This is a genomic window from Mesorhizobium sp. BR1-1-3, from assembly GCF_020165455.1.
GTDB classification, from domain to species: Bacteria; Pseudomonadota; Alphaproteobacteria; order Rhizobiales; family Rhizobiaceae; genus Mesorhizobium; species Mesorhizobium ciceri.
Genome location: NZ_JAIUIC010000009.1, coordinates 26,601 through 49,393, shown reverse-complemented (window position 1 = coordinate 49,393; position 22,793 = coordinate 26,601). Strand labels below are relative to the sequence as shown.

General features: G+C 62.4%; 22 protein-coding genes. 14 read left to right on the top strand and 8 right to left on the bottom strand.

Annotation, left to right across the window (positions count from 1 at the left end; all coding sequences use genetic code 11):
* Positions 1 to 92 precede the first annotated feature (92 nt).
* The 13 genes from LB559_RS20280 (at position 93) to LB559_RS20220 (ending at position 14,850) form a co-directional block, all read left to right on the top strand.
* A complete protein-coding gene (locus LB559_RS20280) occupies positions 93 to 1,526 on the top strand; it encodes a UbiA family prenyltransferase (protein ID WP_013531146.1) in 1,434 nt (477 codons plus the stop codon).
* 2 nt (positions 1,527 to 1,528) lie between these two features.
* On the top strand, positions 1,529 to 2,881 hold the full coding sequence (locus tag LB559_RS20275; RefSeq protein WP_224674845.1) for an FAD-dependent oxidoreductase: 1,353 nt from the start codon (positions 1,529 to 1,531) through the stop codon (positions 2,879 to 2,881).
* 124 nt (positions 2,882 to 3,005) lie between these two features.
* Entirely contained in the window at positions 3,006 to 3,455 is a 450-nt protein-coding gene (locus LB559_RS20270) for an EamA family transporter (protein WP_024501326.1), read from the top strand.
* Complete coding sequence (locus LB559_RS20265; protein WP_027160518.1) at positions 3,452 to 4,459, top strand: NAD-dependent epimerase/dehydratase family protein; 1,008 nt, start codon at positions 3,452 to 3,454, stop codon at positions 4,457 to 4,459. Before LB559_RS20270 ends, LB559_RS20265 begins: the two co-directional genes overlap by 4 nt.
* Positions 4,460 to 4,563: 104 nt before the next feature.
* Positions 4,564 to 5,994 (top strand): aspartate aminotransferase family protein, encoded by a 1,431-nt coding sequence (locus LB559_RS20260; RefSeq protein WP_224674913.1) that lies wholly within the window; start codon positions 4,564 to 4,566, stop codon positions 5,992 to 5,994.
* A 21-nt stretch (positions 5,995 to 6,015) separates the two neighbouring features.
* Entirely contained in the window at positions 6,016 to 7,248 is a 1,233-nt protein-coding gene (locus LB559_RS20255; RefSeq protein WP_224674844.1) for a hypothetical protein, read from the top strand.
* Entirely contained in the window at positions 7,245 to 8,003 is a 759-nt protein-coding gene (locus LB559_RS20250) for an FkbM family methyltransferase (RefSeq protein ID WP_027160515.1), read from the top strand. The genes LB559_RS20255 and LB559_RS20250 overlap by 4 nt, the downstream gene beginning before the upstream one ends.
* A gap of 154 nt (positions 8,004 to 8,157) precedes the next feature.
* The gene (locus LB559_RS20245; protein ID WP_013531153.1) at positions 8,158 to 10,719 is read left to right on the top strand and encodes an FAD-dependent oxidoreductase; all 2,562 of its coding nucleotides are present in this window, start codon (positions 8,158 to 8,160) and stop codon (positions 10,717 to 10,719) included.
* A 94-nt stretch (positions 10,720 to 10,813) separates the two neighbouring features.
* Complete coding sequence (locus LB559_RS20240; RefSeq protein ID WP_024501321.1) at positions 10,814 to 11,662, top strand: DUF1194 domain-containing protein; 849 nt, start codon at positions 10,814 to 10,816, stop codon at positions 11,660 to 11,662.
* Positions 11,663 to 11,740: 78 nt separating this feature from the next.
* Positions 11,741 to 12,085 (top strand): peptidase inhibitor family I36 protein, encoded by a 345-nt coding sequence (locus LB559_RS20235; RefSeq protein WP_024501320.1) that lies wholly within the window; start codon positions 11,741 to 11,743, stop codon positions 12,083 to 12,085.
* A 154-nt stretch (positions 12,086 to 12,239) separates the two neighbouring features.
* On the top strand, positions 12,240 to 13,190 hold the full coding sequence (locus LB559_RS20230) for an ABC transporter substrate-binding protein (RefSeq protein WP_024501319.1): 951 nt from the start codon (positions 12,240 to 12,242) through the stop codon (positions 13,188 to 13,190).
* Between the two features lie 107 nt (positions 13,191 to 13,297).
* Positions 13,298 to 14,071 carry an ABC transporter permease gene (locus LB559_RS20225; RefSeq protein ID WP_013531157.1) on the top strand — a complete coding sequence of 258 codons (774 nt, stop codon included), beginning with the start codon at positions 13,298 to 13,300 and terminating at the stop codon, positions 14,069 to 14,071.
* On the top strand, positions 14,068 to 14,850 hold the full coding sequence (locus tag LB559_RS20220) for an ABC transporter ATP-binding protein (protein WP_224674843.1): 783 nt from the start codon (positions 14,068 to 14,070) through the stop codon (positions 14,848 to 14,850). Before LB559_RS20225 ends, LB559_RS20220 begins: the two co-directional genes overlap by 4 nt.
* Here LB559_RS20220 and LB559_RS20215 read toward each other — a convergent pair whose 3' ends face one another.
* From LB559_RS20215 to LB559_RS20205, 4 genes are all read right to left on the bottom strand, one after another.
* A complete protein-coding gene (locus LB559_RS20215; RefSeq protein ID WP_224674842.1) occupies positions 14,851 to 15,030 on the bottom strand; it encodes a DUF1778 domain-containing protein in 180 nt (59 codons plus the stop codon).
* 13 nt (positions 15,031 to 15,043) lie between these two features.
* Positions 15,044 to 15,982, bottom strand: coding sequence for a GlxA family transcriptional regulator (locus LB559_RS20210; protein WP_348625597.1), 939 nt, complete (start codon positions 15,980 to 15,982; stop codon positions 15,044 to 15,046).
* Between the two features lie 345 nt (positions 15,983 to 16,327).
* Positions 16,328 to 16,462: a hypothetical protein gene (locus LB559_RS32910; protein ID WP_013531161.1), complete on the bottom strand. Its 135-nt coding sequence runs from the start codon at positions 16,460 to 16,462 to the stop codon at positions 16,328 to 16,330.
* 339 nt (positions 16,463 to 16,801) lie between these two features.
* Complete coding sequence (locus LB559_RS20205) at positions 16,802 to 16,987, bottom strand: hypothetical protein (protein WP_013531162.1); 186 nt, start codon at positions 16,985 to 16,987, stop codon at positions 16,802 to 16,804.
* A gap of 221 nt (positions 16,988 to 17,208) precedes the next feature.
* On the opposite strand from LB559_RS20205, the gene LB559_RS20200 reads away from it, so the two are divergent.
* Positions 17,209 to 18,108 carry a LysR substrate-binding domain-containing protein gene (locus LB559_RS20200; RefSeq protein WP_013531163.1) on the top strand — a complete coding sequence of 300 codons (900 nt, stop codon included), beginning with the start codon at positions 17,209 to 17,211 and terminating at the stop codon, positions 18,106 to 18,108.
* Between the two features lie 27 nt (positions 18,109 to 18,135).
* On the opposite strand, the gene LB559_RS20195 is transcribed toward LB559_RS20200, so the two are convergent.
* The 4 genes from LB559_RS20195 to LB559_RS20180 all read right to left on the bottom strand — a co-directional run bounded on the left by LB559_RS20195 (position 18,136) and on the right by LB559_RS20180 (position 22,766).
* Positions 18,136 to 19,083: an alpha/beta hydrolase gene (locus tag LB559_RS20195; protein ID WP_127370350.1), complete on the bottom strand. Its 948-nt coding sequence runs from the start codon at positions 19,081 to 19,083 to the stop codon at positions 18,136 to 18,138.
* A gap of 232 nt (positions 19,084 to 19,315) precedes the next feature.
* Complete coding sequence (locus tag LB559_RS20190) at positions 19,316 to 19,501, bottom strand: hypothetical protein (RefSeq protein WP_013531165.1); 186 nt, start codon at positions 19,499 to 19,501, stop codon at positions 19,316 to 19,318.
* 186 nt (positions 19,502 to 19,687) lie between these two features.
* Complete coding sequence (locus tag LB559_RS20185; RefSeq protein ID WP_224674841.1) at positions 19,688 to 21,841, bottom strand: ASKHA domain-containing protein; 2,154 nt, start codon at positions 21,839 to 21,841, stop codon at positions 19,688 to 19,690.
* On the bottom strand, positions 21,792 to 22,766 hold the full coding sequence (locus LB559_RS20180) for a methyltetrahydrofolate cobalamin methyltransferase (protein WP_013531167.1): 975 nt from the start codon (positions 22,764 to 22,766) through the stop codon (positions 21,792 to 21,794). Before LB559_RS20180 ends, LB559_RS20185 begins: the two co-directional genes overlap by 50 nt.
* Positions 22,767 to 22,793 lie beyond the last annotated feature (27 nt).

The following is a 22,793-nucleotide window of genomic DNA, read 5'->3' as shown; positions in this document are numbered from 1 at the left end:
CGTTTTAACGTTCGCTACGCCATCGCCCGCTATACCAGCCTCAAGACGCCGAAAAGCGGCGCGCAACTCTACGCGGGCAGGGCAGGACGGACATGGATGCGCGATCGGACAGGAACGCAATACCGCTTGCGGTCGATCTCGACGGCACGCTGATCGCAACCGACCTGTTGTGGGAAGGGCTGTTCATCCTTCTCAAGAAGAACCCGCTCTATATCTTCCTCGTACCGTTCTGGATCGCCGGCGGGCCGGCGCGGCTGAAGCAGGCGATCGCGCAGCGCATCGACATCGATCCGGCATCGCTGCCCTATCGCGAGGTGCTGCTTTGCCGCCTCCGGACCGAGCACGCCGAGGGCCGCAAGATCGTGCTGGCGACCGGTACGCCGCGCAAGTTCGCCGACGCCATCGCGGCCCATCTCGGCATTTTCGACCAGGTGCTGGCCACCGATGGTCTCGCCAATCTCACCTCGGGCAGGAAGCGCGCCTCGCTGATCGCAGCCTATGGCGATGGCGGTTTCGACTACGCCGGCAACAGCCGCCATGACCTCCAGGTCTTCGATGCCGCACGCAACGCGATCGTCGTCGCGCCCGACCGCCATGCCGCGCGCTGGCAGGCGGCACATGGCGCCGAGACGGTGCCGGCGCCGAAGCCGACTTTGCGGACCATCGTCAAGATGCTGCGCGTGCATCAGTGGCTGAAGAATTCGCTGATCGCAGTGCCGATGGTGCTCTCGCATGAATATTTCAACACCGACATGATCTGGGAATGCCTGCTGGCATTCGTCTCGTTCAGCGCGGTGGCATCGGCCATCTACATCCTCAATGATTTCTTCGACCTCGCGCTCGACCGCAAACACCTCACCAAGCGCAACAGGCCGTTCGCCAGCGGTGCGCTGTCGATCCCGTTCGGACTTGGCGCGATCGCGGTGCTTCTGGCGATCGGCATCGGCACCGGGCTGTTCCTGTCGCCCGAATTCATGGCTGTGCTCGGCGGCTACATGGTCGTCACCACTGCCTATTCGCTGTCGTTCAAGCGCATGCTGCTGGTCGATGTGCTGACGCTCGCCGGCCTCTACACGATCCGCGTCCTGGCCGGCGCGGCGGCGACCGGCGTCGACGTCTCGTTTTGGCTGCTGGCCTTCTCCATCTTCTTCTTCCTGTCGCTGGCGCTGGTGAAGCGCTTCGTCGAACTGCGCACCACCGCCATTCCCCCCGGCGAGCGCATTGCCGGTCGCGGCTATCGCACCGAAGACCAGGAGATCGTCGCCCAGGCCGGCATGGCCTCGGCCTTCTCCTCGGCGCTGGTGCTGGCGCTCTACATGGACAGTGTCGCGGTGCGGGAACTCTATCCGCATCCATGGCTGATCTGGCCGCTGGCGCCGATCGTGCTCTATCTTACCATGCGCGTCTGGATCCTGGCGCGCCGCAACGAGATGCATGACGATCCGGTCGTCTTCATCATCCGCGACTGGCGCAGCCAGATCGTGGTGCTGATCGGTGCGGTGATGCTGGTCATCGGGGGCTGGTAGGCATGGCCGCCGGACGTTTCCCAAGCTTTGGCCTTGCCACGCCGCCGGCGCCGCGCGCCATCGGTGCCGACGAGGCGATCGCGCTGCTGAAGGGCGGTCAGGCCAAGCCGGCGTCGCTGCTTGCCTATGGCAATGGCCGCTCCTACGGCGATTCCTGCCAGAACGGGGCCGGAGCGGTCGTCGATATGCGATCGCTGAACCGGATCCACGCCTTCAACGCCGAAACCGGTGTTCTCAAGGCGGATGCCGGCGTGCTGTTGTCCGACATCATCGCCCACGCTGCCCCCTACGGCTTCTTCCCCGCCGTTGTGCCAGGCACGCAATTCGTCACGCTCGGCGGGGCTATCGCCAATGACGTGCATGGCAAGAACCATCACCGGCGCGGCACCTTCGGCTGCCATGTCGAGAGCTTCACGCTGCTCAGGTCCGATGGAAAGACCCATCGCTGCTCGGCGACAGACAATGCGCGGCTGTTTGCGGCGACGATCGGCGGGATGGGGCTGACCGGCCTCATTCTGTCGGCCTCGATCCGGCTGATGCGGGTGCATTCCCTCGACATCGTCGAAAGGGCGACGCCGTTTCGTGACCTCTGCGAATTCTTCGACCTGGCCGCGGCGGCCGATCAGGCCAACGAATATGCGGTCGCCTGGATCGACCAGCTTGCCGGCGGTCGCAACAGCGGTCGCGGCCTGCTGCTCACTGGCAATCACGCCGAGCACGGCTCGCATGCCGCTTCGCGCGCCGGCGGCAATTTCTCGGTGCCGGTCCAGCCGCCGTTCAACGTGCTCAACCGGCCGTTCCTGACCGCCTTCAACGCTGCCTACAGGTGGAGGAAGAGCCGGGCAACGGTGCCGCGCCAGGCCGGCTACCAGCGCTTCTTCTTCCCGCTCGACGGCGTGCGCGATTGGAACCGGCTTTATGGGCCGAAAGGGCTGTTCCAGCACCAGAGCGTGGTGCCGGAACCGACGGCGCGCGAGGCCGTGCCGGCATTGCTGGCGGCTGCAAGGCAAGCCGGGCAGGGCTCGTTCCTCACGGTGCTGAAACGCTTCGGCTCCATCCGCTCGCCGGCGCTGCTGTCGTTTCCGCGTCCCGGCTACACGCTGACACTGGATTTCCCCATGAGGGGCGCCGCGACGCTGACACTGCTGCGGGAGCTCGACCGCATCACGGTCGAGGCCGGCGGCGCGGTCAATCCGTACAAGGACGCCCGCATGGGGGCCGAAATCTTCGCTTCGTCCTTTCCCGAATGGCAGCGGCTGGAAGCGCTCCGCGACCACGCCTTCATGTCCGACTTCTGGGCGCGCACTGCGAAGAAATTGGATGTGCGGCGAGGCTCGGTCGAGGCAGCCGAATAGATAAAATCCGAATAATTATTGGTTAACAGATGGTTAATAGCGCGATTCACTCAAAACAATGTTGGGGCTTCACCAAATGTTTGCGGGTTTGTAGTAGGAAGCGTGAAGGGGTGGCTTGGAACTCATGAAATACATCGTCTTCATTCTCTTTACAGTCATGACCAATGCCGCGGCGCAGCTGATGCTGAAGCAAGGCATGATGTCGCTCGGACCGATCTCGTTCGAGGGCGTCAATCCGCTCGTCAAGCTGCTGCAGATCGTCTTCAGCCCCTGGGTGTTCCTTGGCCTGTGTACCTTCGTCATCTCGATGGCCTCGCACCTCTATGTGCTGTCCAAGGTCGAGCTCTCCTTCGCTTATCCGTTCCTCAGCCTCGCCTATGTTGCCGTCGCCATCTTCGCTTATTTCGTCTTCCGCGAGGACCTTAATGGCTGGCGGATCGCCGGCATCGCCTTCATCTGCGTCGGCACGGTGCTGATCGCGCAAAGTGGCCGGGATTTGGGTGGGCAAGGGCATGAGGACCAGGCCGCTTCCATCACGCCCGACAAGATCCAAGCAAACGAGATCGTTCGATGAGACATATGATTTTCGGCGGTGACGGTTTCGTCGGCCGCCATCTTGCCCCGAAGCTTGTGGCCGATGGTGAAGAGGTTGTCGTCGCCGACATCGTCAAGAGCGACCTGCCGCATTACCGCAGCGTCCGCTTTATCCAATGCGACGTCACCGATCCGGCCTCGGTCGCCGCGATTGGGCTGAAGGCCGACGACATGGTCTACAATTTGTCGGCCAAGATGCTGTCGCCGATCCAGGTGCGCGCCAAGCGGCATGACTTCTTCTTCCCTGTAAATTTCCATGGCACCGAGCACATCATGCAGGCCATGGACGGAGCCGGTGCGTCAAAACTCGTCCACTATACGACCGACATGATCTACGGCCACACGGTCACGCAGCCTATGACCGAGGAGCACCCGGTGGCGCCGCTGGGCGAATATGGCTGGTCGAAGCAGAAGACCGAGGAGCTGGCGGCCGAGTGGCGCAAGCGCGGCATGTCGATCTCGCTGTTTCGCCCGCGTCTGATCATCGGTCCCGGCCGGCTCGGCATTCTCGAAAAACTGTTCAAGCTGATCGACTGGAATTTTCCGGTGCCGATGATCGGTTCGGGCAGGAACCCTTATCAGTTCATCTCGGTGTTCGACTGCGCCGAAGCCGCCCGCGCGGCCTGGAAGGCCGGCGTGCCAAACGAGGCCTATAATCTGGGCTCACTCAATCCACCGCCGGTCAAGAAGCTGCTCGGCGATCTGATCAGGCATGCCGGCTCGAAATCGATCCTGATCCCGACACCGGGTTGGGCGGTCAAGCGCACGCTGGACCTGCTCGACCTGATGAACATGCCGATCATGGACCCAGAACAGTATCTGATCGCCGACGAGGAATGCGTGCTCGACGTGTCCAAGGCCGGGCGTCAGCTCGGCTGGGCGCCGCAATATCGCGACGAGGACATGCTGATCGCCGCCTATAGCGAGTACCGCGCCAAGAAAGCCGGTCTCGCGGTCGCCACCACACATGTGCCCGCCGAATAGCGGCTCGCAAAACAGCTTTCGTTGCGCACGATTGCGGTCGTGCGTGCAGACAGGAGATTGAAATGACCGTCATGGCCAAGCCCGAACAGACGAATGCGCGCACCATGGTCAGTGCGCCGGCGCTGTCGCCCGCCACCATCGCCAAGCCCGACCTGATCAGTGTCGAGCAGGCCAAGGCGATGGACGTCGCAGAGATGACCGACCTGTTCAAGGCGCATCTCAACCCCGGCCAGCTGCACTTCATGAAGCTGCTCGGCTTCCACAAGATCAAGATCGAGCGTGCCGAAGGCATGTTCTACATCGACCAGAACGGCCGCAAGATCCTCGACTTCTTCGGCGGCTTCGGTTCGCTGGCCTTTGGCCACAACCATCCGCGCATCCTGGAAGCACGCAAGAAATTCCAGGAGGAGAAGCGCCAGGAAATCGCCATCGCCTTCATGTCGCAATATGCGGCGGCACTTGCGCACAACATCGCCAAATGCTCGCCCGGCGATCTCGACATGGTGTTTCTGGGTTCGTCCGGCTCGGAAGCGATGGAAGCGGCGGTTAAGCTCGCCGAGCGCGCCGCCGGTCCGAAGCGGCCGAAGGTCGTCTATGCCGAGAATTCCTTCCATGGCAAGACCAAGGGCGTGCTCGGCATCACCGACGGCCAGCTCTACCGCGCCGACTTCAAGGTGGCCGAAAACACGGTCCGCATCCCGTTTGCCGACATCGAGGCGGTCGAGCGCCTGTTCCGTTCCGACCCGGAGGTCGGCGTCATCGTGCTGGAAACCATCCAGGGCGGCGGCGGCATCATCCAGGCGCCTGCCGAGTACTGGCAGAAGCTGCGCGCGTTGTGCGACCAGTATGGCGTGCTGTGGGTCGCCGACGAAGTTCAGTGCGGCTACGGCCGTTCGGGCCGCTTCTACGCCTTCGAACATTACGGCGTCGTTCCCGATGTGACGGCGCTGGCCAAGTCGCTCGGCGCCGGCAAGGCGGCGGTCGGCGCGATGATTGCGCGGCGCGAGGTCTACATGAAGGCCTATGGCACGCCGAAAACGGCGATGATCCATGCCATGGCGACCTTCGGCGGAATGGGCGAGGCCTGCGTCACCTCGATCGAAGGGCTCAACGTGCTCTACGACGAGGGCCTGATCGACAATGCCGCCGTCACCGGCGACTATTTGCTGCAGCGCCTGCAGGCGCTCAGGGAAAAGTACCCCAAGATCATCAAGGATGTGCGCGGCAAGGGGTTTATGGTCGGCCTGGAGTTCCACGACTTCTCGCAGACCTTGCCGATGGTGCTGCGGCCGATCGTCAGCGTGCTCGACGACAAGCTGAAGGGCTCGCTGTCGGGCTTCGTCGGCGCGCTGCTGCTGCGCGACTACGACGTGCTGGTCGCCTTCACCGAGTACAACCGAAACGTCATCCGGCTGGAGCCGCCGTTGATCTGCCAGCGCGAGCATGTCGACCGCTTCGTCGATGCCTTCGACAGCCTGCTGTCGCGCGGCATCGTGTCGATCGTGAAGGATTTCGTCAAAAGCCAGGTTCGTTAAGCGAGTTCGCTGGGTACAACGATGCTGACCAAGTCGCCCGCTCCACAAAACCCACTCGACCGGCTCACCGGAGCCGGCCTGGCGTGGGGCGAGGGGACTTATGCGCGGCTGGCGGCACCGATCGGCGCTGCGGCCTTCGCGCTCTACATCCTTTTTACAGCGTTCACGGCATGGGTGATGCCCGACGCCAACTGGGACATGCTGCCCTATCTCGCTATATCAGAGGAAGGCACCTATCCCGATGCACAGGCGCTGCATGACTATGCCTACAACACTGTCAAATCGGGCGTGTCCGCAGGCGACTACAAGGCGCTGACCGACGATGGTGGCGGCTTCCGCAGCCACATGGCGGAGAATGCCGCCGATTTCCATTCGCTGCTCGGCATGTACCGGATCAAGTTCCTCTACGCCGAGGTCCTGTCGACGATGAGCGCGGTGATGTCGCCGGTCGAGGCGATGCGCCTGGTCTCAGTGGTCTCGGTTCTGCTGTTCGGCGCGATCGCCCTGATGTGGCTGCGCTCCGAGGGGGCACTGGCCTTGGCGCCTGTGGTCGGCGCGGTGCTGATCATGGCCGATTTCGGCGATGCGGCGCGCGCTTCGACGCCGGATCTGCTCACGTCAGCGCTGCTGCTCGGCGGGCTCTATGCCTATGTCCGCGGGCGCGAGATGGCGACCGCGATCCTGCTCTTCCTCGCCTTCATGGTGCGCCCGGACAACATCGTTTTCCTTGCTGTTTTTACCGTGCTGCTGGTCGCCTTCCGGCAGAAATCGTGGGGCGCGCTGGCCGGCTTTGCCGCTTCCCTCGTTGCCTATTTTGCCATCTCGCACTGGGCGCATCATCCCGGCTGGTGGCCGCATCTGTGGTTCTCCAGCATAGAGCAGCATTACAATATGGACGGGTTCGAGCCGCCATTCTCCATCGTTGCCTATCTCAGGGCATTTGCCACCTCGCTGCTGCGTGCCGTCAGCCTGAACAGCTGGGTCGGGGTGTCGGTGCTGGCACTGGCCGGCTGGTTTGCCGCCGCCCGCGCCGGCTTCCGCCTCGACCGCCGCGCCGGCATCCTGTTTGCGGCACTGGTGCTCGGCGCGCTGGCGAAGTTCACCGTCTTCCCGATCCACGACACGCGCATCTATTTCCCGCATCTGATCCCGCCATTCCTGCTGCTGGCGACGCCGCTCATGGCGTTGTGGGCGGCCGCGGCTCGCGGTCAGAATCGCGCTGCCATGCAAATCATTCCTGGAGACAAGTCATGAGTTCGCTATCCAGCCTGGCGCGCGTTGCCCTGTCGCTCGGTCTTCCCAGTGGCGTTCTCGACCGCGGACCATCGCTGCGCGGCACGAAGTTCCTGGCCAAGGCGGCGCTGAAGGCGCGGTTCGGTGGGGCAGGGCGGCCGTTCCAGATGGTCAATGTCGGCGCCTGCGACGGCGCGCTGTTCGACGATGTGACGCCGTGGCTGCACCGCATAGCTGGCGCACGCGCGATGCTGGTCGAGCCGATCCCGTACAATCAGAAACGGCTGCGCGCCAATTATCCCGACACCGGCCGGTTCATCATCGAGCCGGTGGCGGTGACAAAGGCCAAGGGGACGATCACCGTCCACACCTTCGATGCCGCCGCGCTCGAGTCCGGCACACTGCCCATCGAATTCATCGGCTGTTCGTCGGTCACCGACACCAATCTGATGTCGGGCAAGAATGCCTGGGGCGAGGCCGACGCCAACTTCAACAAGTTCGCCCCGCACCTCAGGGATATCGAGGTGCCATCCGAGACCTTGCAGACGCTGCTCGACCGCAACGGCATCATCCATATCGATGCCTTCCTCATCGATTGCGAGGGCGCCGACTGGATCGTCTTCGAACAGCTCGACCTCAAGCGCTACCGCCCCGGCATGATCAAGGTCGAGGTTGGCGCGCTGCCGGCCGCCGAGATCGGCCAGGTCGTGGTCAAGCTGAAGACATCAGGCTATCAGGTCGGCTTCCAGGCCGAAGACATCTGGGCCTTCGCCTGAGTTAGCCACCGAAAAGCGAACCGCCCCAGGCGCCCGATGTGAAGCATTCTGCCGTCTGGTCGCTCGGCTTTTTGCCAATGTCGCAAACAGGCTTCAATCGCCCTGCCGCTCCGCCCTATAGTCCGCCCGCTTTATCACTTTGGAGTCGCGGGCAATGGCAGAGTTTCCGAAAAAGGCGAGGGTCGTCATCGTCGGCCTGGGCGGTATTGTCGGCGCATCGATCGCCCATCACCTGATCGAACGCGGCTGGGATGACATTGTCGGCATCGACAAATCAGGCATCCCGACCGATATCGGCTCGACGGCGCACGCCTCCGACTTCTGCTACACCACCAGCCACGATTTCCTGTCGTGCTGGACGACGCTCTACTCCATCGATTTCTACGAGAAGATGGGTCATTATGCGCGTATCGGCGGCCTCGAGGTCGCGCGTGTCGGCGACGACAGCCGAATGGAAGAAATCAAGCGCAAGATCGCCTCCGCCAAGGCGTTTGGCACGCGCGCCCGCCTGATCGAGCCGGCCGAGATCAAGGAAAAATTTCCGCTCATCGAAGAAGCGATTGTTCAAGGTGGTCTTTGGGATCCCGATGCCGGTCTGGTCATCCCGCGTTCGCAGACGGTCGCCGGCAAGCTGGTCGACCAGGCGGAAGCGTCGGGCAAGCTCAAATCCTTCGCCAACACATCGGCCCGGTCGCTGGTCGTCAAGGACGGCCGCATATCAGGCGTGGTGACGGACCGCGGCACCATCGAGGCCGACTATGTCGTCGTCTGCGCCGGGATTTGGGGCCGGCTGATAGCGGAAATGGTCGGCGAAGACCTGCCGGTCATGCCGATCGACCATCCGCTGACCTTCTTCGGCCCCTACAACGAGTTCGCCGGCACCGGCAAGGAGATCGGCTGGCCGCTGCTGCGCGACCAGGGCAACTCGGCCTATATGCGCGACACCGGTGATCCCAAGACCGCCGAGGGCGGGCAGATCGAATGGGGTTATTACGAAGAGACCAATCCGCGCCTTTGCCACCCGCGCGACCTGCTGGAGAAGGACCAGGCGCGGCTTTCGCCGTCGCAACGCGATCTCGACATGGAACAGATCCTGGCGCCGCTCGAACGCGCCATGGAACTGACGCCGATCCTCGGCGAACTCGGCTATAATGAGAGTCATTCGTTCAATGGACTTCTCCAGGTAACCGCGGACGGCGGCCCGTCGATGGGCGAAAGCCAGAAGGTGCGGGGTCTGTGGTATGCCGTTGCCATCTGGGTCAAGGATGGTCCCGGCATGGGCAAGCTGATCGCCGACTGGATGACCGACGGCCGCACCGCAATCGATCACCATGCCATCGACTATGCACGGTTCTATCCGCACCAGACCAAGGAGCAGTTCATCTGGGACCGCTGCACCGAGACGGCGATGAAGGTCTACAATCCGGCGGTACATCCGCGCGAGCCGTTCTCCAAGGCCCGCAATATCCGGCGCTCGCCGTTCTGGGAACGCGAGAAGGAACTCGGCGGCTATTTCATGGAACTCGGCGGCTGGGAGCGCGCCCACGGCTATGCCGCCAACGAGCATCTCCTGGAGAAATACGGCAACCGGGTGCCGGTGCGTGAGAACGAATGGGACAACCGCCATTTCTGGCGCGTCTCCAATGCCGAACATCTCGCCATGAGCGAGGATTGCGGCATCGTCAACCTGTCGCATTTCGCCATGTACGACATCGAAGGTCCAGACCATGTCGCGCTGCTGGAATGGTTGTGCGCAGCCAAGATTGGCGGCGACAACAACATCGGCAAGGGCATCTACACCCACTTCCTCGACGAGGAAGGCATGGTGCGGGCCGACTTTACCGTCATTCGCATGGCCGACCGCTGTCGTTTGATCGACGGCGCGGATGCTGGCCCGCGCGATTTCCAGTACATGCGCCGCACGGCACAGGACAAAGGTTTCGACGTCACCATCACCGACGTGACCGAGAACTATGTGACCATCGGCATCTGGGGGCCGAACGCCCGGGCGACCTTGCAGAAAGTGGTCGAAAACCCGGACGGGCTCTCTGTTGAGAACTTCCCATTCGCGGCGATCAAGCCGGTCCGGATCGGCGGCAAGGACGTCACCGCTTTCCGCATCTCCTATGTCGGCGAGCAGGGCTGGGAACTGCATATGCGCTACGAGGACGGTCTCGCTGTGTGGGATGCGCTGCGCTCGACCGGCGTGATGCCTTTCGGTGTGGAGACCTATGCCAACACGCGCCGCATGGAAAAGAGCCTGCGCCTGCAGAACGCCGACCTTCTGACCGAGTACAATCTGCTCGAAGCGGATCTCGCTCGTCCAAAGGTCAAGGAGAACGATTTCTGCGGCAAGGCGAAGCACGTCGAATACCGCGCCCGCGAGCACCAACCGGCCATGCTGTGCACGCTGGTGATGACCGAGAATGTCGATTCCAAAGGCGTTGCCCGCTATCCCGTCGGCACCATGCCGGTGATGGATCCGAAGACCGGCGAGACGCTGGTCGACGAACTCGGCCGGCGGTCCTTCACCACCTCGATGGCCTATGGCCCGACCATCGGCAAGAATATCGGTCTTGCCTATCTGCCGTGGGCGTACGCCCAGGAAGGCCGCAAGCTCACGATCGAGTATTTCGGTGAGACATATCCGGTCGAAGTGGCGGCTGTCGGCTACAAGCCGCTCTACGATCCGGAGAATTTGAAGCCGCGCAGCTGATTGCTAGCCGGCGCAAAGGGCATGAAGGCAAAAGCCTGGCCATCGGCCGGGCTTTTCTCTTTTTAAGCCGACGGTTTTCGCTTACCTTCGCGGCATGTCTGCTTTTGCCTGCGCAAGACATTTCCTTTCAGGCTGCGCCGCGTTCGCACTGACGCTCTGGTTGACGCCCGCGGCCCAAGCTGACGAGCCCGTCGATGTCGAGCTGGTGCTGGCCGTCGATGTCTCGCTGTCGATGTCTCCGGACGAACTCGAGATCCAGCGTCACGGCTACGCCGCGGCACTGACGCACGACAATGTGCTGCAGGCCATTGCCGATGGCGCTTATGGCAAGATCGCCGTCACCTATGTCGAATGGGCCGGCACCAACTGGCAGCGCGTCATCGTGCCGTGGACGGTGATCGCCAGCCGCACCGACGCCGAGCGGGTGGTTGCGCAACTATCCGCTCAGCCGCCCAACAGCGCGCGGCGCACCTCGATCTCCGGAGCGCTGGAGTTCGGCAATGACCTGTTCGCCGAAAGCGGCTACCAGGGCACGAAGCGGGTCATCGACATTTCGGGCGATGGCCCCAACAATCAAGGCGCGCCGGTCAACCTGACCCGCGACGATCTGATCAAGCAAGGCATCGTCATCAACGGCCTGCCGCTGATGACGCGAGGCGGTTTTTCCGGCGCCTACGACGTCAGCAATCTCGATCGCTACTACAGCGACTGCGTCATCGGCGGACCCGGAGCCTTCATGATTCCGGTCAACGACTGGACGCAGTTTCCCGAAGCCATCCGTCGCAAGCTGGTGCTGGAACTCGCCGGCCCGGCCTCGCCGCAATGGGCGGCAGAAGAAGCCACGCATCCGCCGATGGTATTGGCGCAGGACAAGCCCGCCACCGACTGCCTGGTCGGCGAGAAAATGTGGCGCAACCGCAGCTGGATGTTTGACAGCCGCTAGGCGACCGAAGCATTGGCAAATTGGCCGGACCGCGCTATCCAGTCGGAGGGGCCGCGGCAAAAACCGAGGAAACATCAGATGAAACGTCTAGCCATCCTGACTGCTGTCGCGTCCGTGCTTTTTGCCGACGCCGCCAGCGCCCAATACAATGATGAGCCCGCCTGCATGATGTTCGAGCACGCGAATTTTCGCGGTCGGTCCATCGGTATGGGCCCCGACGATTCCGTGAACTTTCGCGGCGGCCAGTTCTGGAACGACCGTGTGTCGTCGGTGATCGTGCGCCGCGGTTGCACACTCATTGCCTATGAGGACTCCCGGATGGGTGGCCGCTCGATCGAGATCCGGCGCCGGATCCGCGATTTCGGCGGCAGCGACTGGAATGACCGTATATCGTCGGCGGAGTGCACCTGCGACGATTATTGAGGCCATTTTGGATTAGCCACGATGGATTTCTGGTGGTGGTAGCCATTGGCCGACAGCAGAGCCGGGCCTGCCGGTTGCCTCACCAAGCTGTTCATTGACAAGCCGATTGGCGTCTGTGAGACAATTCCCCAGCAAAAACAAAAGGGGAACCGACATGAACAGGATCGCCGTTCTTACCGCAACTCTGACACTTGCCGCCGGCCTGTCCGCACCGGCGATGGCTGCCACCTCGGTCACTATCGGCATCAGCGGCTGGACAGGCTTCGCGCCGCTGACGCTTGCGAAGCAGGCGGGCATCTTCGAGAAACACGGACTCGACGTGACCTTGAAAAAGGTGCCGCAAGCGAGCCGGCCGCTCGCCATCGCCAGCGGCGACCTGCAATGCGCGGCCACCACGGTGGAGACCTGGCTGGTGTGGAACGCCAGCGGCGTCACCACCAAGCAGATCTTCCAGCTCGACAAATCCTACGGCGCCGACGGCATCGTCGCCCGCAACAACATCAAGACCGTCGCCGATCTCAAGGGCAAGAACGTCGCGTCATCGGCGCCGGGCACGTCGCCCTATTTCATGCTCGCCTGGGTGCTGAACAAGAACGGCATGTCGACGAAGGACGTCACCGTCGTCAATCTGGAGCCTGATGCGGCGGCGCAAGCTTTCCTCGCCGGGCAGAACGACGCCGCCGTCACCTACGAGCCGTTCATCTCGGCGGTGCGCGACAAGTCGGACCAGGGCCATATCCTGGCGACGACGCTCGACTACCCGATGGTGCTCGACACGGTGGGCTGCACACCCGAATTCCTGAAAACCAATCCGGATGCCGCCAAGGCGCTGGCCGACAGCTATTTTGATGCACTCGACCTGATCAAGAGCGATCCGCAGAAATCCTACGAGACCATGGGTGCCGACGTGAAACAGTCGGCCAAGGAATTCGAGGATTCGGCGAAATACCTGAAATGGGCCGACCGGGCGGAGAACAAACAGTTCTTCACCAAGGAATTCCAGGATTTTTCCAAGACCGCCGGCGAACTGCTGCTGCAGATGGGACTGATCAAGGAAGCGCCCGACGTCACCACGTTGGCTGACACCAGCGCGGTTTCGAACTGATCGTTCGGCCTTTGACCATCAAGCGGCGGCGCCTAGCGCTGCCGCCTTCTCTTGGACAAAGCGCGATTTGAGCATGGGGACCATTTAAAAATGGCGACGATTTGACGATGCGCCCCTTGCATCCAGTCTCGCCGGGCATCCGAACCGTGCTCGGCATTTCCTTCTTCGTGCTTTTCGTGGCCTTCTGGGCTTGGATCACGCTAGGCGGCCACGTCAACCGCATCTTCCTCGCCGATCCGCTGTCGATGCTGCGGGATGGCTGGCGGCTTTTGGTCGAAGACCGTTTCTGGCTCGACGTTCTGATCACCATCTGGCGCGTCTTCGGCGGCTTCCTGCTTGCCTCGGTCGTCGCGGTGCCGCTTGGCATCGCGATGGGCGCCTGGAAGCCGGTGGAGGCGTTTCTGGAGCCTTTTGTCTCCTTCGCCCGCTACTTGCCTGCGTCGGCATTCATCCCACTGCTCATCTTGTGGGCCGGCATCGGCGAGCTGGAAAAACTGCTGGTCATCTTCGTCGGCTCGGTGTTCCAGATCGTCCTCATCATCGCGGTCAAAGTTGGCGGCACACGACGCGATCTGGTCGAGGCCGCCTACACGCTGGGTTCCACCAACAGCGGCATCGTCAACCGGGTGATCATGCCGGCCAATGCGCCGGAGATCGCCGAGACGCTGCGGCTGGTGCTCGGCTGGGCCTGGACCTATGTCATCGTCGCGGAACTGATCGGCTCGTCATCCGGCATCGGCTACATGATCATCAACAGTCAGTCGCGGCTGGCGACGGGTCAGATCATCTTCGGCATCATCGTCATCGGACTGATCGGGCTGTTGTCCGACTTCGCCTTCAAGGCCTTCAACCGCTGGCTCTTTCCGTGGAGCCTGGCGTGAACAAGCTTCTCATCGAGGGCGTTTCGCGCACCTTTGCCGGCGTGCGCGGCGGTCAGCCGGTCAAGGCGCTGATGCCGATCGACCTGGCGGTCGCCGCCAACGACTTCATCACTATTCTGGGGCCGTCCGGCTGCGGGAAGTCGACACTGCTCAGGATTGTCGCGGGCCTGGAAGCACCGAGCGAGGGCCGTGTGCTGCTCGACGGCAAGGCGGTGACCCGGCCGGGGCCGGATCGCGGCATGGTCTTTCAGTCCTACACGCTGTTTCCCTGGCGGACTGTGGCGCAGAACATCGCTTTCGGCTTGCGCGAACGCGGAATGCCCGAAAAGGAGCGGGACGGGGTCGTCGCTTCCTACGTCAATCTCGTCGGCCTGAAAGGGTTCGAGAACCATTGGCCGAAGCAGCTCTCCGGCGGCATGCAACAGCGCACGGCGATCGCCCGGGCGCTGGCTAACGATCCGGAGATCCTGTTGCTGGATGAGCCGTTCGGCGCGCTCGACAACCAGACGCGCGGTCTGATGCAGGAACTGCTGCTCGGCATCTGGGAACGGCGCCAAAAGACGGTGCTGTTCGTCACCCATGACATCGAGGAGGCGATCTTCATGGCCTCGCGCGTCATCGTGATGACGGCGCGGCCCGGCCGCATCAAGTCGGATGTCGCCATCGACCTGCCGCATCCGCGCCATTACACGCTGAAGACCAGCCCGGAATTCTCGGCGCTGAAAGCGCGGCTGACCGAGGATATTCGGGTCGAGGCGATGCGCACGGCGCAGGCGTAGTCAGACCGACACAGCCTGATCATCTGGAAAGATACTTGGCTCGCTCAACAGACGCTTGAGGCGAGGAAGATCACGTTTCGGGGCGTCCAGAGCCGCCTTGAACGCTACCCATTTTTCGACATCGAGAGGAAAGATGCGCCGGTCGGCCAGCCTTTCGGGTCGAGTCGTTCTCGTACTCACGTGACACCTCTGCTCAGGCGGCCAGCAGCTGCTTGCGGTCGACGCGCTCCTGCTGCGGCGAGCGGGCGTAGAGTTCGCGGTAGCATTTGGAGAAATGCGAGGCCGAGACGAAGCCGCAGGCGACCGCCACCTCGACCACTGGCATCGAGGACTGGATCAGCAGGTGCCGAGCGCGGTCGAGCCGGATTTCGAGATAATAGCGGGCGGGGGAGCGCCCCATCTCGGTGCGGAACAGCCGCTCGATCTGGCGGCGCGACAGGTCGACGTGATCGGCGATCTCGATCAGTGACAGCGGCTCCGACAGATTGCCTTCCATCAACTCGATGATGGTCAGCACTTTCGAGTTCTGGACGCCGAGGCGGGCGCGCAGCGGCAGGCGCTGGCGGTCGGTGGGGCTGCGCACGCGGTCGGTCAGCACCTGCTCGCAGACGCGGTTGACGAGGTTCTCGTCAAAGTCGTCGCCGATCAGCTTCAGCATCATGTCGAGTGCGGCGGTGCCACCGGCGCAGGTGTAGATGTTCTGGTCGATCTCGAAGAGGTCGGCAAAGACATTGGCCTTCGGGAACGCCTCGGAAAAGCCCGGCAGGTTCTCCCAGTGGATGGCACAGCGCTTGTTGGACAACAGGCCGGCGGCGGCGAGGATATGCGCGCCGGTGCACAGGCCGCCAACGGCGACGCCGCGATTGTATTCCTCGCGCAGCCAGGCGAAGGCGGACTTGTTTTGGTAGCGCTCGACATTGATGCCGCTGCAGACGATGGCCATGTTCGGCCGATCGGGGCCTGCCATCTTCTTGCGTTCATCCTCGAGCGACGTGTTGACCGCGCACTCGACTCCGTTCGAGGCGCGCACCGGCTTGCCGTCGATGCTGGCGAGGCGCCAGCGATAGGCCTCGTAGCCGAGCATGCGATTGGCCGAGCGCAGCGGGTCGAGCGCGGTCGCAAAGGCGATCATGGTGAAATCGGGAATAAGGAAGAATACAAACGACCGCTTGATCGGATGCTTTACGGCGTTCAAGGGAACCTCACACAGCCATGGCGCGAACAGGATGTCGCGAATAGCATAGCGACATCAGGAAAAACCATGTCTGTCAATCGGCTACGCCGCTACGACAAGATTAAATTTGCGACATGGGTCGCAAATGGGCAATCGGCGTGCAGCGGGGCCCGGAAGTGGCACGAACTGTTCAAGGGACAGGCAGCGTACAGCCTGTGCGCAGAACAAAAACGCCGCTCTGGCTGGAGCCAGGCGGCGTTGCAATTTTAAAGCAGCGGCAGGGATGCGCTGCCTGGAAAATCTTCAGGCGACGAAGCCGAGGCGCGCCGCATTCATGGCGCCAGTCTGGCCGGGCATGGTGTTGGCGAGACGCTGACGCTCGAGAGCGGTGGTCAGGTTCATTTCGCGGCGGGCAAAGAGGCGGGCAAAAAGCTTCATAATCATCTCCATTCGGTTGCTCAGACGGGTCGCCTTCGCTTGATGGAGTGGGGCAGCTCGTTTGCTGGCGCTGATATAGGCTTGTGTAAGCAGAAACTAAATCGCAAAAGCGAACCGCTTGATATGAAATGCGACATCGATTGCGATAGATTTGGGCAAGGTGCCCAAAATTTACGATCATTTACAAGGCATTAAGTGAAAACAGGAGCTGCTATGCGGCTTTCTCATATGCGTCATGCGTTGGCGACATGGCTCCAAAACTCATTTGAATACAAATAAAATAGAGAAGGCCTGCCGGGCGGTTCGCGCGGCAGGCCTTCAGCACATAGTACACACGATCTACTTTGCTCCAGCCCAGGATCCGATGCCATTGCGAGTACCGGTCTTGGTGTCGGAAGCCTCAGGCCAGCCGATATCCTTCTGCAGTTCGATCGGCAAGGAACGGATGGCGCGCTCGGTCTGGTAGCGGGCGCGTGCCGCGCTGAATTCGGTCGCGATGCGACCAAGAGACGACAGGATAGACATTTCTTTCTCCTTTGGTGGCTGGCGGGTGCCAGACAGCGCGTTGGTTACGTCGGGTTTGTTTCAACTTCATTTCGTGTCGAATGCAGGTCTGTGTCGGGGTCGTTTCATGGCTGCTTGTGGCAGCTGCCTCATTCGATGGAGTTGACTATCCTCCCAATCTGATGTTCAATCAAACGAAATGGAATGATGTTTTGTATCAGAAAAATTGAAGGTCGGTTGCCATGAACGCCCCGCTCAATCATCCGCTGCCACTGCTCGATCTCGACGTTTTGCGCACTTTCGTGGCGATTGCCGAGACCGGCAGCTTCACCACCGCCGCCAATGCCGTCTTTCGCACGCCGTCGGCCGTCTCCATGCAGATCAAGAAGCTGGAGGACATTCTCGGCCGCTCCGTGTTCGCGCGCGACGCCCGCTCGGTGTCGCTGACCACGGACGGCGAGATGCTGCTCGGCTATGCCCGCCGGCTGCTGTCGATCAACCGCGAGGTGGTGTCGAAGTTCATCATTCCCGAGATTGTCGGTGTCGTGCGGCTTGGTTCGCCGGACGATTACGGCGAGCGCGTGCTGCCGCATGTGCTGAAGCGTTTCGCGCAGTCGCATCCGTCGATCGCCGTCGACGTCACCATCGACCAGAGTAGCAATCTGCGCCGGCGCATGGACGACCGGGCGCTCGACATCACGCTGCTGACCAATTCCTACAAGACCAGCGCGCTCGGCGCCGAGGTGCTGCTGACCGAGCCGATTGTCTGGGCCGGCGCCAAGGGTGGCTGCGCGCATCTGCGCGAGCCCTTGCCGGTGTCGCTTTGGGAAGAGGGCTGCGCCTGGCGCGCCGGAGCGCTCGATGCGCTTGGCCGCGAGGGCCGCAACTACCGCATCGCCTATATGAGCGCGCACACGGCCGGCCAGCGCGCCGCGATCATGTCCGATCTCGCCGTGGCGCCGCTGCCGAAGTCGTTTCTCGGCAACGACATGGTCGAACTCTGCCCGAAGGACGGCATGCCCGACATCGGCACCTACAATCTGGCGATGGTGGTGGCGCCGGACGCCAGCGCGCCGGTCAAGGCCGTCGCCGACCACATCCGCGCGACCTTCGAAGTGTTCCGGGAAACCGGCAAGTTCTGACCGGCTGGTAAGGACGACAATATAGAGCTACTCCGCCGCTTCGGCGGGGCGCTGTTCAGGCCTTACTCTCGTGTCTTGCACGATCCGGCTCTCCCCGAGAAATTCGACGATGCGCTCGCGGGCGCGCCGGGCCTCCGGCATGTCGATCAGCGGCCAGACGTGGAACATGCCTTCCTCATAGACAAGATCGATTTCAACGCCGGCGGCGCGGGCTTTTTCCGCGAAGATCAGATTGTCGGGCGTCAAAAGATCGCGCGAGCCAGTCAAAAGCAGTGTTCTTGGCAGCACTGACAGGTCTCCATAGACCGGGCTGATATGCCAGTCGCTGGGATCGATGCCGGCACTGTACAGACGAATCGCCTCTCGTCCGCCAGCTATGCCCAGCCAAGGGTCGTTGCGTTCCGCCTCGAACACTGCGGGATTGGTGAGCGACACGTCGAGACCCGGCGAAATGAGCACATGCCGTGACGGCAGGGACAGTCCTTCTTCGGCGGCCATCATGGTCAGCACCACAGCCATGTTGCCGCCGGCGGAATCGCCCATGAAGACGATGTCCTCGGCCTCCGTCTCGGCGAGCATCTGCCGGTAAACATCGCCAACCATTCCGAACATGGCGTGGAAATCATGTTCGGGGGCGATTGGATAGATCGGCACCGTGATTGCGTAGCCCAACCGATCCGCCATGTCGGCAATCAGGTGCCAATGATAGGGCGTGATTTCAAAGACATAGGCGCCGCCGTGCAAGTAGAGAATCCGCTTCTGTTCGCCGGACTTGGGTGGGATTTCGTATACGGGGAAGCCATCGACCGTATGCATCTCGATGTCGAGACGCTGGTGTAGCGAGGCGGGCGGCCGGTGGTTCTCGGTCTTGCGCGCGGCCGCGATCCAGCGCTGCAGATTTTCCGGACTGGCAAATGCCTGCTTACGGCTATGCCGCAAGACAAAAGACACGACATGGCTTTTCAAACTTGGCATGCGAATACACGAACTTCGGCCAAAGCCGACTAAGAGAACCCCCTAAATCGAAAGATTGTGCCGTGGCTGAAAATGTCAAGATTTGCGCCCGCGTCTACACGGCGGTTTGATCCGCGCCGCAGTCGTCAGCGACGCGATAAAAGTGCGGCTCGCAGCCGGTTGCTGGTGGTCGCCGGAGACATGCGAGGTCCCCGGCGCATGCCGAGCAATTTGCATTTGTCGGCGAAGGTCATCAGCGCGCGGCGCTCCAGATAGCGCTGCTGAGGGATGCCCTTTCACTGGATCGCGGCGACACCGGCCAGCCGATGTCCTTCTGGATTTCGGGCGGCAGGCTGTTCAGCAGGCGCCGCGCCTTGCTGCGGTCATGGGCTTGTCTGATGGCGGTGCCATAGCGGCTCAGGCTTTCGAGCATTGACATCGTTGTCTCCCCTGGAGCGTTGCAGCGGCTGAAAGATATTTCCTGCCTGCCGTTCGATTCCGGTTGAATGCGCCTGCCATGTATCTGGCGAATTTCACGAAAACAGCGTTTTGGTTTCCGGATCAGACGATCCGGAAACATTTGCATGCAAATGAGTTTCGAAAGGTGTTGGCGGGGGCGGGCCGCTTATTCCCGTCCACGCCTCCGCCCCTCGTGGCCTTCGCGCGAACGCCGGCGCGGAGCGGCGTCGCCGGCAACGCCATCCTCGCTGACCGTCTTGCGCGGCGGCAGTTTCACCGCTGCCGACAGTTTCGGGAACGGATCGACCTTGTTGGGCAGCGCCATGGCGTAGACGAAATGCTCCTGGAATTTCGGTTCCAGCGCCGTCTCGATCTTCTCGATCTTGCTGACCGTGTCCTCGATCTCGCGGCGGTAGCCGCGATTGAGCAGCGCCATGCGCGCGCCGGCACCGGCGGCGTTGCCGACCGCCGAGACCTTGTCGAGGTCGCAATCCGGGATCAGGCCCAGCACCATGGCGTATTTCGGATCGATGAAGGAGCCGAAGGCGCCGGCGAAATGGATGCGGTCGACATGCTCGGTGTTCTGCTTTTCCATCAACAGCTTGGTGCCGGCATAAAGCGCTGCCTTGGCAAGCTGGATGGCGCGCACATCGGTCTGGGTGATGGTGATCTTCGGCCCATCTTCCGTCAATGCGGCGGAGCCGTCCTTCAGCACATAGGAGAAGGTGCGGCCGTTGGCCGTAACGCGTGGCGAGCGCGCCGAAAGCCCGCCGTCGATGACGCCGTCCTCGGAAATGATGCCGGCGAGATACATCTCCGCCACCACTTCGATGATGCCGGAGCCGCAGATGCCGGTGACGCCGGTCGCCTGGACGCTTTCCAGGAAGCCCGGCTCGTCGGACCACAGTTCAGAGCCGATGACGCGGTATTTCGGTTCAAGCGTATCGGGATCGATGCGCACGCGCTCGATGGCGCCGGGCGCTGCTCGCTGGCCGCCGGAGATTTCGGCGCCCTCGAAGGCAGGGCCGGTGGGCGAGGAGGCCGCAACCACCCGCTGGCGATTGCCGAGCACGATCTCGGCATTGGTGCCGACATCGACGATCAGCATCATCTCGTCCTGGCGATGCGGGCCTTCCGACAGCGTCACCGCCGCCGCATCCGCACCGACATGGCCGGCGATGCAAGGCAGCATATAGAGCCTGGCGCCCTGGTTGAGCTTGAGGCCGATGTCGGATGCCTTGATGTGCACCGCGCCCGAAACGGCGAGCGCGAAGGGGGCACCGCCAAGCTCGGTCGGATCGATGCCGAGGAACAGATGGTGCATGATCGGATTGCCAACGAAGACGCTGTCCAGGATGTCGTTGCGCTGGACATTGCCTTCGGCGCAGACCTTGTCAACGAGACCCGAGATGGCCTCACGCACGGCGACCGTCATGCCCTCGCGGCCGTCCGGGTTCATCATCACATAAGAGACGCGGCTCATCAGATCCTCGCCGAAGCGGATCTGCGGGTTCGAGGTGCCCGACGAGGCGGCGACGCGGCCCGACAGCAGCGACACCAGATGCATGGCGATGGTGGTCGAGCCGATGTCGCAGGCCAGCCCATAGGCTTCGTTCTTGAGGCCGGGCCAAAGTGCTACGACGCGCGCTGTCTCAGAGTCGGCATCCTTGTAGATGGCGGCGGTCGCGGTCCAGTTGCCCTTGCGCAGGATGCCTTGCACCTGCGGCAGCAGATAAAAATCGAAATCGAGGCTTTTCAAACCCCAATCGTGCATCAGCGCGATCTTCAGCCGGTCGAGATCACCAAGCGGCTTGTGCATGTCGGGTTCTTCGATCTCGACATAGCACATGCGGATCGCCGCATCGCGGGCGATGACCCTGGTGTCGGCATCCTTGCGGATGGTCTGCGCGTTGATGACCGTATCCTGCGGCACGTCGATGACGAGGTCGCCGAGGATTTGTGCCGAGCAGGAGAGGCGACGCCGTTCGGGTAGGCCGCGGACGCGCTCATAGCGCTCTTCCTTGGCGCCCTTGGGCGTGATGTGGTCGTTGGAGGAGGTGATCTTGTGCTTGGCGAAATTGCCTTCCTGCACTTCGATCTGGCAACGCCCGCAAGTGGCGCGTCCGCCGCACACACTTTCGACATAGACGCCGAGCTGGCGCGCGGCATCGAGCACCGGGGTGCCGACAGGAAACCGCCCGCGCTTGCCCGACGGCATGAACAGCACGAGCGGGTCGGTGATGTTTGCAGGTGAATTCACGATTGCGCGCTTATCCTCGGCCCATCCGGGCCTCACGACCGCCACGGCGGCGGCCGCCATTGCCGGCGCCGTCGCCCGGCGCATTGACTTGCGTCGGGGCGGCAACGGCCTGGCCGCCTTCGGCCGGCTTGTAATCCTTGTAGGTGCGGATCCAGTTGGTGCAGTTCTCGTCGGTGCCGTTCAGCACATTGGCGCCGCGCACGGCTTCCATTTCCTGCGGCCGCACCGGGTTCATGATGGCCGAGGTCATGCCGGCGCCGATCACCATCGGGATGAAGGCGGCGTTGATGCCGTGGCGATGCGGCAGGCCGAAAGAGATGTTGGACAGGCCGCAGGTGGTGTTGACCTTGAGTTCTTCACGCAGGCGACGCAGCAGCGCGAAGACCTGGCGGCCGGCATCGCCCAGCGCGCCGATCGGCATCACCAGCGGGTCGACGACGACGTCATGCGCCGGAATGCCGAAATCGGCGCAGCGCTCGACGATCTTCTTGGCGACGGCGAAACGCACGTCCGGGTCCATCGAAATGCCGGTTTCGTCGTTGGAGATGGCGACGACAGGCACGTTGTACTTCTTGACCAGCGGCAGGATGGCTTCGAGCTTTTCTTCCTCGCCGGTGACGGAGTTGACCAGCGGGCGGCCCTTGGCAACCTTGAGTGCGGCTTCGATCGCGGCGGTGACGGAACTGTCGATCGACAGCGGCAGGTCGACCAGCCCTTGCACGATCTCCAGCGTCTGCACCAAAAGGCCGGGTTCGGTCTCGTTCGGATTGACCGAGGTGACGCCGGCGTTGACGTCGAGCATGGTGGCGCCACAGGCTGCCTGCTCCAATGCGTCCCTGATGACGGTCTCGAAATTGCCCGCGATCATCTCGGCGGCCAGCTTCTTGCGGCCGGTCGGGTTGATGCGTTCGCCGATCACGCAGAACGGCTGGTCGAAGCCGATGATGATTTCTCGTGTCGCCGAAGCGACGATGGTACGGGTCATAAATTCTCTCCGCCGTGATATAAAGAT

Coding starts and splice junctions, on each gene's coding strand:
- LB559_RS20225 (WP_013531157.1), top strand. CDS start 13,298: ATGCGCCCCTTGCATCCAGTCTCGCCGGGCATCCGAACCGTGCTCGGC.
- LB559_RS20270 (WP_024501326.1), top strand. CDS start 3,006: ATGAAATACATCGTCTTCATTCTCTTTACAGTCATGACCAATGCCGCG.
- LB559_RS20180 (WP_013531167.1), bottom strand. CDS start 22,766: ATGACCCGTACCATCGTCGCTTCGGCGACACGAGAAATCATCATCGGC.
- LB559_RS20230 (WP_024501319.1), top strand. CDS start 12,240: ATGAACAGGATCGCCGTTCTTACCGCAACTCTGACACTTGCCGCCGGC.
- LB559_RS20190 (WP_013531165.1), bottom strand. CDS start 19,501: ATGTCAATGCTCGAAAGCCTGAGCCGCTATGGCACCGCCATCAGACAA.
- LB559_RS20185 (WP_224674841.1), bottom strand. CDS start 21,841: ATGGCGGCCGCCGCCGTGGCGGTCGTGAGGCCCGGATGGGCCGAGGAT.
- LB559_RS20255 (WP_224674844.1), top strand. CDS start 6,016: ATGCTGACCAAGTCGCCCGCTCCACAAAACCCACTCGACCGGCTCACC.
- LB559_RS20265 (WP_027160518.1), top strand. CDS start 3,452: ATGAGACATATGATTTTCGGCGGTGACGGTTTCGTCGGCCGCCATCTT.
- LB559_RS20260 (WP_224674913.1), top strand. CDS start 4,564: ATGGTCAGTGCGCCGGCGCTGTCGCCCGCCACCATCGCCAAGCCCGAC.
- LB559_RS20235 (WP_024501320.1), top strand. CDS start 11,741: ATGAAACGTCTAGCCATCCTGACTGCTGTCGCGTCCGTGCTTTTTGCC.
- LB559_RS20200 (WP_013531163.1), top strand. CDS start 17,209: ATGAACGCCCCGCTCAATCATCCGCTGCCACTGCTCGATCTCGACGTT.
- LB559_RS32910 (WP_013531161.1), bottom strand. CDS start 16,462: ATGAAGCTTTTTGCCCGCCTCTTTGCCCGCCGCGAAATGAACCTGACC.
- LB559_RS20280 (WP_013531146.1), top strand. CDS start 93: ATGGATGCGCGATCGGACAGGAACGCAATACCGCTTGCGGTCGATCTC.
- LB559_RS20210 (WP_348625597.1), bottom strand. CDS start 15,982: ATGATCGCCTTTGCGACCGCGCTCGACCCGCTGCGCTCGGCCAATCGC.
- LB559_RS20195 (WP_127370350.1), bottom strand. CDS start 19,083: ATGCCAAGTTTGAAAAGCCATGTCGTGTCTTTTGTCTTGCGGCATAGC.
- LB559_RS20275 (WP_224674845.1), top strand. CDS start 1,529: ATGGCCGCCGGACGTTTCCCAAGCTTTGGCCTTGCCACGCCGCCGGCG.
- LB559_RS20245 (WP_013531153.1), top strand. CDS start 8,158: ATGGCAGAGTTTCCGAAAAAGGCGAGGGTCGTCATCGTCGGCCTGGGC.
- LB559_RS20250 (WP_027160515.1), top strand. CDS start 7,245: ATGAGTTCGCTATCCAGCCTGGCGCGCGTTGCCCTGTCGCTCGGTCTT.
- LB559_RS20240 (WP_024501321.1), top strand. CDS start 10,814: ATGTCTGCTTTTGCCTGCGCAAGACATTTCCTTTCAGGCTGCGCCGCG.
- LB559_RS20205 (WP_013531162.1), bottom strand. CDS start 16,987: ATGTCTATCCTGTCGTCTCTTGGTCGCATCGCGACCGAATTCAGCGCG.